At 65.7% G+C, this 8,315-nt stretch carries 7 protein-coding genes; 3 read left to right on the top strand and 4 right to left on the bottom strand.

Annotated elements, in window-relative coordinates; genetic code table 11:
• The first annotated feature begins 524 nt into the window (after nucleotides 1–524).
• Genes AUJ55_09260 through AUJ55_09250 form a run of 3 tightly spaced genes read left to right on the top strand, consistent with a single transcriptional unit; the run spans nucleotide 525 to nucleotide 2,585 of the window.
• Nucleotides 525–1,649, top strand: a complete 1,125-nt coding sequence (locus AUJ55_09260; GenBank protein ID OIO56046.1) for a hypothetical protein — start codon at nucleotides 525–527, stop codon at nucleotides 1,647–1,649.
• Complete coding sequence (locus tag AUJ55_09255) at nucleotides 1,646–2,044, top strand: hypothetical protein (protein ID OIO56045.1); 399 nt, start codon at nucleotides 1,646–1,648, stop codon at nucleotides 2,042–2,044. The genes AUJ55_09260 and AUJ55_09255 overlap by 4 nt, the downstream gene beginning before the upstream one ends.
• Nucleotides 2,045–2,054: 10 nt before the next feature.
• A complete protein-coding gene (locus tag AUJ55_09250; GenBank protein OIO56044.1) occupies nucleotides 2,055–2,585 on the top strand; it encodes a hypothetical protein in 531 nt (176 codons plus the stop codon).
• A 620-nt stretch (nucleotides 2,586–3,205) separates the two neighbouring features.
• Here AUJ55_09250 and AUJ55_09245 read toward each other — a convergent pair.
• From AUJ55_09245 to AUJ55_09230, 4 genes are all read right to left on the bottom strand, one after another.
• A complete protein-coding gene (locus tag AUJ55_09245) occupies nucleotides 3,206–4,426 on the bottom strand; it encodes a multidrug ABC transporter substrate-binding protein (protein OIO56043.1) in 1,221 nt (406 codons plus the stop codon).
• Entirely contained in the window at nucleotides 4,423–5,139 is a 717-nt protein-coding gene (locus tag AUJ55_09240; protein ID OIO56042.1) for a macrolide ABC transporter ATP-binding protein, read from the bottom strand. The genes AUJ55_09245 and AUJ55_09240 overlap by 4 nt, the downstream gene beginning before the upstream one ends.
• Before the next feature lie 156 nt (nucleotides 5,140–5,295).
• A complete protein-coding gene (locus tag AUJ55_09235; GenBank protein ID OIO56048.1) occupies nucleotides 5,296–6,429 on the bottom strand; it encodes an efflux transporter periplasmic adaptor subunit in 1,134 nt (377 codons plus the stop codon).
• A 74-nt stretch (nucleotides 6,430–6,503) separates the two neighbouring features.
• The gene (locus tag AUJ55_09230) at nucleotides 6,504–7,883 is read right to left on the bottom strand and encodes a hypothetical protein (protein OIO56047.1); all 1,380 of its coding nucleotides are present in this window, start codon (nucleotides 7,881–7,883) and stop codon (nucleotides 6,504–6,506) included.
• Nucleotides 7,884–8,315 lie beyond the last annotated feature (432 nt).

Here is an 8,315-nt window from a genome sequence, read left to right as displayed (position 1 = left end):
AGCCTCGTTGATCAGAATTCGAAGCGCCTCTCCGGCGCCATCCAGGCCCTGATTCAACAACGCCGAAAAAGCCCCCTCCAAGGGGTGGCTGGGGTCTACGTGTACGGCCATGACGTTTCTCCTTCAAGGGTGAGTGAAAAGCGGCATCAAAGAAGAACCTAAGACCCCGGCCAACAGGGAAGGCAGAAATTACAGAATGAAGGTTGCACTAACACCCTAATAGGCGGGTCCTCCTCCTCTAGCCCGCCTAGCTCGCCCCCAGGTTCCCCGACCTAGGGGCGACCAACCGCTCCAAAACTGGACCTCCTGGGTATCCAGCCAATGGATGTTGTGTTGTTGTAGTACCGGTAGGACTTCTTCCTCTCACTGGTGGGCGGCCCTCGGGCCGCCCTCTTTTTTTGTCCTGCACGCCCCCCTCCCCCCCTGACGATGTATGAACAGACGGTCATGGTCTGTTCACCCACCCGAAACGATTGCCTGCCCATCATGCCGCCCATTCTGGCATCCCTGATGGAAAGCTCTCGATGAACACCACCCGTATTTGGGATCTACCCACCCGACTTTTTCACTGGCTCCTGGTCGGCGCCATGGCGACCGCCTTTCTCACTTCGGGGGAGAGCCGCTGGCTTTATCTGCATCTGGTGGTCGGCTCCCTGGCGGGGGGCTTGGTTGTCTTGCGGTTGTTCTGGGGATTTGTGGGCAGCCGCTATGCCCGGTTTGCCGACTTCGTGCGGGGGGTGTCGGCGGTGCGGGGGCATGTACAAGCCATCCTGCGCCGCCAACCCAGCCATGAACCGGGCCACAACCCCACGGGGGGGTGGATGATCCTGCTGTTGCTGGCAGGTGTGCTGTCGATTGCCCTGCTCGGCTGGGGCGCTCTGGGGGGATTGGAACACAGCGGCTGGTTGGCTGGCGGGATCGACGTGGCAACCGGCGCGACCCTGGCCGAGCTGCACGAAATCCTAACCTGGGGGCTGCTTGGCGCGGTCGGCATTCATGTCGCCGGGGTGGTGGTCGAAAGCCGCCTGCTGCGCTACAACCTGACCTTAGCGATGCTCACCGGGCGTAAACCCATCGTCGGCGTGGCCTCGGTGGACAACCACACCGGAATCGCCGCCCTGCTGCTGCTGGTCGCCGTGGTCAGCGTTGCCACCGCCCTATTCCCCTGGGCGAGTGCCACCGAGCAGCGCCCCTTCACCCCTTTTGCGGGCCCCGGGTTGCCGAACAATCCGGTCTGGCAAAGAGAATGCGCCAGCTGTCATCTGGCTTTTGCCCCCTCGCTGCTTCCGGCACGCAGTTGGCAGCGGATGATGGCCGAACAACACGACCACTTCGGCGAGGACCTCGACCTCGACACCGCCACCGCCCGCCACATCGAGGCCTTTTTAACCGTCAACGCCGCCGAGCGGCTACCGACCGGCGCCGCTTACAAACTCACCCACCGCATCACCCTCGATCAAGCGCCGCAGCGCATCACCGAACTGCCCTACTGGAAACACAAACACAGCGAGATTTCCGACGCGGTTTGGCGCAGCCAAGCGGTGCGCGGCGCCATCAACTGCCAAGCCTGCCACCGCGACGCCGAGGCGGGCACCTTTCACGCGGGGGCCATGCACCTTCCCCCTCAATCATTGGAGAAAACCCCATGAAACGTTCCATCCTCATGGCCGCCGCCCTGCTGTTGGGGGCGAGCGCCGCTCAAGCGGCACCGGTCGACGACCTGCTGGCTGAATACCAATCCCAGGGGGCCGGACCTTTCTCGGCCAAGGCGGGCAAAACCTTCTGGACCAAGGGCTTCCCCAACCCGGATGGGGGGGCTGCCCGCTCTTGCGCGACCTGCCACACCGGCGATCCCCGCAAGGGGGGGCAACACGCCGACACCGGCAAACTCATCGACCCGCTCGCCCCTTCGGTCAACCCGCAGCGGCTGACCGACCCCGCCTTCATGGCCAAATGGCTCAAACGCAACGGCACCTGGGTCACCGGCGCCGAACTATCGCCCCAGATCAAGGGCGACGTTTTGACCTACCTGCGCAATTTGTAAGGAGAACCGGATGAAAACCATCGCCACAGCCCTGACCGCCGGAGCCATCGCGCTCGCCTCTACCTTGAGTGCCCAAGCCGATCGCCACGGCTCCTCGGCCCCGATCACCCTCGATCCGACCTACATCCAGGAGTGCGGCGCCTGCCACACCGCCTACATTCCCGGTCTGCTGCCGCAGCGCTCCTGGAAGAAGATCATGGGCGACCTGGGCAACCACTTCGGCGACGACGCCTCCCTCGACGGGGCGACCCAGACCCAACTGACCGACTACCTGATCCAAAACGCCGCCGAGTCGGGTATTTGGCGCCGTTCGAGCCGCATGATCGACTCGATTCCGGCCGATCAAACCCCGGCGCGCATTTCAGAGACCCGGTACATACGGCGCAAACACCACGAGATCGACGCCCGCTGGATCACCGCCAACCCCCAGATCAAAACCATGGCCAACTGCATGGCCTGCCATCCGGGGGCTCAACAGGGGAATTTCAGCGAGGACAACGTGGTGATTCCGGGGCGGTGGGGACGGTGGGAGGACGATTGAGCCGATCGACAGGCACCTAAGGAAGCGCTGATTGATTGGCGCTTCCGAGCGGCCCAGGGATGGGTCGCCAAAATGGTGCGCGGTCGTAAGAGGCGACCTAACCCGGATTTTTCATCGATATTGTTCCGCCCTCGCTTGTTGCTCGCTTCAAGGCGCCTACTTTGGGTTTTTGCGCAGCGTCGAATACAACGACGAAGCGCCCTCGGCACACCCCGAATCCACCGCTCCATTCAGGGGCGAAAGGATCGGGGTTGGGGACCCCCTGCATCGGCGTCGGGGACGCCCCCTACAAAAACCGGTGGACTCAACGGGGTGGCATTCCCGCCGATGACAGACGCGGTGGTGGTGGGTGTTGCACTTTGGAGCGCCACGCTCCGTCGTGTCGCTTTTGTGGGTGGACGAAAGGCGGACGCGACGGAGCTCGTCCCTCCAGGGGGGGCTCTGCGCTGGGTCGCCTCTTCGGTTCGGGCCTCACCCCCCGGTGGCGAATCTCTCCGCCGCTGCGCGTGTTCCGCCCTTTTTGCTTCACTCTGTCCTTGAGCAAGCGTTGATTGGTTCAGTGTTTCCCAGGTCAAGAGCGTTTCGCGGCTTTCGCGTGCGTCCGCCTTTGGGTTTTGGCCCTACTGATAGCGCAGCGCCTCGATGGGATCGAGCCTGGCCCCTTTGCGGGCCGGGTAGTAGCCGAAGAAGACCCCCACCGAGGCGGCGACCCCGAAGGCGATCAGGGCCGATGAGCCGGTGATGACCACGTCGATGGCGCCCCAGCGCTCCAGCCCCAGGGCGATTAGAACCCCCAGCGCCAGCCCCAGCATCCCCCCCACCACCGAGACCAGCAGCGCCTCCAGCAAAAACTGAATCAACACATCGCGCTCACGCGCCCCGATGGCCATGCGGATGCCGATCTCTCGGGTGCGCTCGGTCACCGAGACCAGCATGATGTTCATGATCCCGATCCCCCCCACCAGCAGCGAGACCGAGGCAATCGCCCCGAGCAGGGTCGAGAGTGCCTGAGTGCTCTCGGCTGCCGCGTCGGCCACCGCCGAGAGGTTGCGGATGGTGAAGTCGTCCTCCTCGCCGTCGCGAACGCGGTGACGCTGGCGCAGGAGCGCCCCCATTTCGCGTTCGACCTCCCCCATCGTCTGGGCCGAGGTCGCCCGCACCATGATCATCCGTACCACGCCGGGGTGGCGGGTGCCGAAAAGTTTGCGTTGCGCCGTGGTAATGGGGACGAGAATGGTGTCGTCCTGGTCGCGACCGTCGAGGCTTTGCCCCTTGCGGGCCAGCACCCCGAGCACCAGATAGGGGGCGTTGCGGATGCGGATCGTCTTGCCGACCGGGTTTTCACCCCCGAAGAGGTTGGTCGCCACCGTCTCCCCCAGCAGGCAAACCTGGGTGGCGGAGCGAACCTCGGTGTCGAAGAAGGGGCTGCCGGAGGCCATCTCCCAAGAACGTACCGCCAGGTAATCGGGGGTGACCCCGTAGACTGCGGTGCTCCAGTTGGCATTGCCATGAATCACCTGGGCGCTGCGGGGGTAGACCGGCGCGGCGGCCAAAACGCCGGGCAACTCGGCGATGGCCTCGCCATCCTCGATCACCAGGGTGTGGACCCCCCCCGAACCCATCCGCGCCCCCCCCGAGGTAACCGCTCCCGCCAAGACGATAAACAGGTTGGCCCCCATCGACTGGATCGTCTGGTTGACCCGCTCCTCGGCCCCCCGTCCCATCGCCATCATCAGCACCACCGCTCCGACCCCGATCACCATCCCGAGCATGGTCAGGAAGGTGCGCATTTTGTTGGCCCCCATGGCGTGCCAGGCCTGACCGAGCAGGGTCCAAATCATGGTGGGCTCCCCTCGTCGTGGCCCCCCTCGTGGCCACCGTCGTGCGCGATCTTGCCGTCGCGAAACCGGACCAGACGGCGGGCATGCAGGGCGATGTCGGGCTCGTGGGTGACCAGCACCAAGGTCATCCCCTCGCGGTTGAGACTGTCGAACAGCGCCATGATTTGGGCGCTGGTGTGGGTGTCGAGATTGCCGGTCGGCTCGTCGGCCAAAATCAGCCTGGGGTTGTTGACCAGGGCGCGGGCGATGGCGACCCGCTGCTGCTGCCCCCCCGAGATCTTGTTGGGGGGCGACTGGGCATATCCCTCAAGACCAACCCGCGCCAGCATCGCCCGCGCTCGCGCCCGCCGGGTCGCTTTGTCGACCCCGGCATAGACCAGCGGCAGGGCGACGTTGTCCTCAAGGCTCATGCGGGGCAGCAGGTTGAAGCCCTGAAAAACAAACCCGATCACCTCCCCCCGAATGCGGGCCAGTTGATCGCGCCCCATGCTCCCCACCTCGTGCCCCGCCAAGCGGTAGCGCCCCCGGCTGGGACGGTCGAGGCAACCCAGGATGTTCATGAAGGTCGACTTCCCCGACCCCGACGGCCCCATCACCGCCACGTAATCGCCGCTGGCCACCCTCAGGTCGACCCCCCGCAAGGCACGGAAGGGGCCGGCCGGGGTGAGGTAGTCCTTTTCGATTGCGGTGACTTCAATGAGGGGTTGCGTCATGACCTCATTTCCTCATCCCGAAAGCGGTAGGGACGTAGGCGGGCAAGGCCGCCCGATAGGGCAACAACCTGCCCCCTCCCTCTGGCAGGGAGAGGGCTGGCGTGAGGGTCGAACGCCCCGCCCCGGCAACCCCATCGCCAATCGGCCAGAAACCCATCAGAACATCCGCATCACGGGCGGCGGGGTCGCGCCGTTGCTGCTGGCGGCGCCGGTCTCTCCGGTCACCACCACATCCCCCTCGTTGAGATCACCCGCGAGCACCTCGGTCATCCGTCCGTCGCTTAAGCCCACCGCGACCTTCACCGGCTTGATCCCAGCCCCCTCGGGAACCCACACGGTCGCCCCCGGTGTCGCCCCATCCTTGCCCTTGCGCCCCTTGCCGCTGGCGCCGCTCGCCCCGTCCCGGGGATGAAAACGCAGCGCCGCGTTGGGAAGCAGCAACACGTCCGCGCTTTGAGCCACCACAATCGAGACGTAGGCGGTCATCCCCGGCAGCAAAATCCGCTCGGGGTTGTCGACTCCGATCACCACGTCGTAGGTGACCACGTTCTGCTCCACCGCCGGGTTGAGCCGGATCTGCCGCACCAGCCCCGAGAAGGTGCGCTCCGGGTAGGCATCGACGGTGAAGCGGACCTTCTGCCCCGGCTCGATCATGCCGATGTCGGCTTCGGCAAAGCTGGCGTCGATCTGCATCCGGGTTAGGTCCTGCGCGATTTTAATTAAGGTGGGGGTTTGAAAACTGGCCGCCACCGTCTGCCCGACATCGACCTCCCGGTCCATCACCACCCCCGAGATCGGGGAGCGGATGACGGCGTAGCTCAGGTTGATTTGGTCCCGTTCGGCCTGGGCCTGGGCCTGAGCCAGCGCCGCCTCGGCCGCCTGACGACCCTGCACCGCCTGATCCAGGTCTTGCTGGGCGACGAATTGCTGGGCAAGAAGATCGCGGTTGCGGGTTTCGGTCTGCCGAGCCAGCTCAAGGGCCGCCTGGGCACTGGCCAGGGAGGCCTGGCTCTGGCGCACCTGGGCGGCAAGCAGAGCGTCCTCGATTTCGAGCAGCACCTGCCCCTTCTCGACCTGATCGTTGAAATCGACGTAGAGCTTCTTCACCGTCCCCGAGACATTGGTACCGACGCTGACCACGTTGACCGGGTTGAGGGTGCCATTGGCGGCGACCTGCCGCACCACGTCGCCCCGCTCCACAGGCAGGGTGCGGTAAACCGGGTCGGGGTTCTCTCCCCCCCGCATCCACCCAAACAGCGTGCCCCCCGCCAGCAGCAGCGCCGCCACCAGCCAGGGCCAGCGGCGATGCCGGGGCGGCTCCGGGAGCCATTCGTCGGCGGAGAGGGATGGCGACTGCGGGGGATTCATGGCTGCGCTCCCATCTGAGGGGCCGAAGTGGGGGGATGGGCCGGGGCAAGTTGAATGATCGCCTCCCGGTCGAGCCCCCCGACCGCCTGGGCCAAGGTGATCCTGGCCAGGTACCCATCGTAAAGGGCCTGGACCCGTTGTTGCCGGGCGTTGGCGCTGGCGGTCTGGGCATTGAGCAGATCGAGGATGTTGCCCACCCCCGCCTCATACCGCCCCCGCGCCACCCGCTCCGACTCCTGGGCGCTGGCCAGCAGATCGAGACTGGTGCGCAGGCTTTGGATGGCAGTGGTCAACGCCTGGTAGGCGTTCCATACCTGAAGGGCGACCTGCCGAGCCAGTTGGTCGCGGCTGGCGCGGGCCGCCTCGACCTGGGCCTGGGCGGCCTGAATGCGGTAGGTGGTGGTGAAACCCGAAAACAGGGGGATCGAGAGGGTCAGCCCCAGGCTGGTGGAACGGCTGTCGCTCAATCCGCTGCTGCGCTGCCAACCGGCGCTCGCCCCCAGCGACAGACTCGGCAACCCCGAGGCGCGGGCCGATTCGACCTGGGCTTGGGCCGACGCCACCTGAAACCCCTGGGCGAGCAGATCGGGGCGTTGCCGCTTGGCCTGGTCGAGTAGCGCCGTCACCTCTTGAGCGAAAGCGTCTGAAGGGGGGGAGGGTTCGGCAACGATTAAGGTCAGGGGGGCCGTGGGTCCACGCCCCAGGAGCGAAGCCAGACCGCCACGGGCGTTGTTGAGGTTTCCCTGTGCGGTGATGCGGGTGAGCTGCGCCTGACTCCATGCGGTTTTGGCGGTCAGCTCGTCGAATCGGGCCGCCGTCCCCGCCTGGCGCCTCGCCTGGGCCGCCTCGAAGCTGGTGCGGGCCGCCGCCTCGGACTGCTGAGCGGCTGTGAGCGCCTGCTCCAGCGACCAAACCTTATAAAACCCGTCGACCGTCGCCAGCAGCACCGACTGCACCCCCGCCGCCTGGCTGGCCAAGGCGGCGTCGAGCAGGGCGCGAGCGCTGTCGTGTTGGGCATCCCGCCCGCCGAAGTCGTAAAGCAGCCAGCTCAACGAGGCGCCCACCGTTTGGTTGGTCCGTCCGACCCCATTGCTTTGGCTGCGCGACAGCGCGACCGAGGCGTCGAGGTTGGGCAGATACCCTCCCAACGCCACCCCGACCTGCGCCCCCTGCACCTTGGCGCTGGCCCAGATCTGCCGGGTTTGGGGGCTTGCGCACAGGGCGCTGTCGACCGCATCGAGCAGGGTCAGGGGTTGGTCCAGCGGGGCGGGGGTACAGGGTTCTCCAACCGGGGGTGGGGTCAAGGCTTGTGTATCGAAGGGGTCGTCCAAACCTTGGGCCGCCACCGGCTGGGCCAAAACCAGGGCAAGCAACAGCGGCAGATGATGGGGTGCTGGAGTCATGGGTGGCCGAAGGGCAAATGGGGAAACCGCCCCGAAGCGGGGTTTCCGTTTTCTGGGCGGGGATTCGAGCATAGCCCTCTTGCGGTCAAAGGGGGTCAAGGGGGGCAAAAAGGGGCATGGGGATTGCCGGGAAGCTCGCCACAACCGTGGTCGAGCCCAGCCAACCCGGCTTCGCTGCGGTCACAGGGGGGACGTCGCGTATGGAGACGACCGATCCCCCATGGAACATCCTCCCCCCATCTGTCCTCCCCCCGCTGGGGGGAGGGACGCCTACAGCTAGGAATCTGTCGGGCTTGAGCGTCCGTAGCGAGCCGAGTGGGGAATCGAGGCCAAATTTTCACGGTTTTGAGGATCATAGTGGTGGCTATGTGACGAAAAACCGGGGAAATTTGGACCGATTACCCG

Source organism: Proteobacteria bacterium CG1_02_64_396, from assembly GCA_001872725.1.
GTDB lineage: Bacteria > Pseudomonadota > MNWR01 > CG1-02-64-396 > CG1-02-64-396 > CG1-02-64-396.
Note: the sequence above shows the minus strand (reverse complement) of the source record. Positions and strands in the feature narration are given on the sequence as shown.

Coding starts and splice junctions, on each gene's coding strand:
- AUJ55_09260 (OIO56046.1), top strand. CDS start 525: ATGAACACCACCCGTATTTGGGATCTACCCACCCGACTTTTTCACTGG.
- AUJ55_09255 (OIO56045.1), top strand. CDS start 1,646: ATGAAACGTTCCATCCTCATGGCCGCCGCCCTGCTGTTGGGGGCGAGC.
- AUJ55_09250 (OIO56044.1), top strand. CDS start 2,055: ATGAAAACCATCGCCACAGCCCTGACCGCCGGAGCCATCGCGCTCGCC.
- AUJ55_09245 (OIO56043.1), bottom strand. CDS start 4,426: ATGATTTGGACCCTGCTCGGTCAGGCCTGGCACGCCATGGGGGCCAAC.
- AUJ55_09240 (OIO56042.1), bottom strand. CDS start 5,139: ATGACGCAACCCCTCATTGAAGTCACCGCAATCGAAAAGGACTACCTC.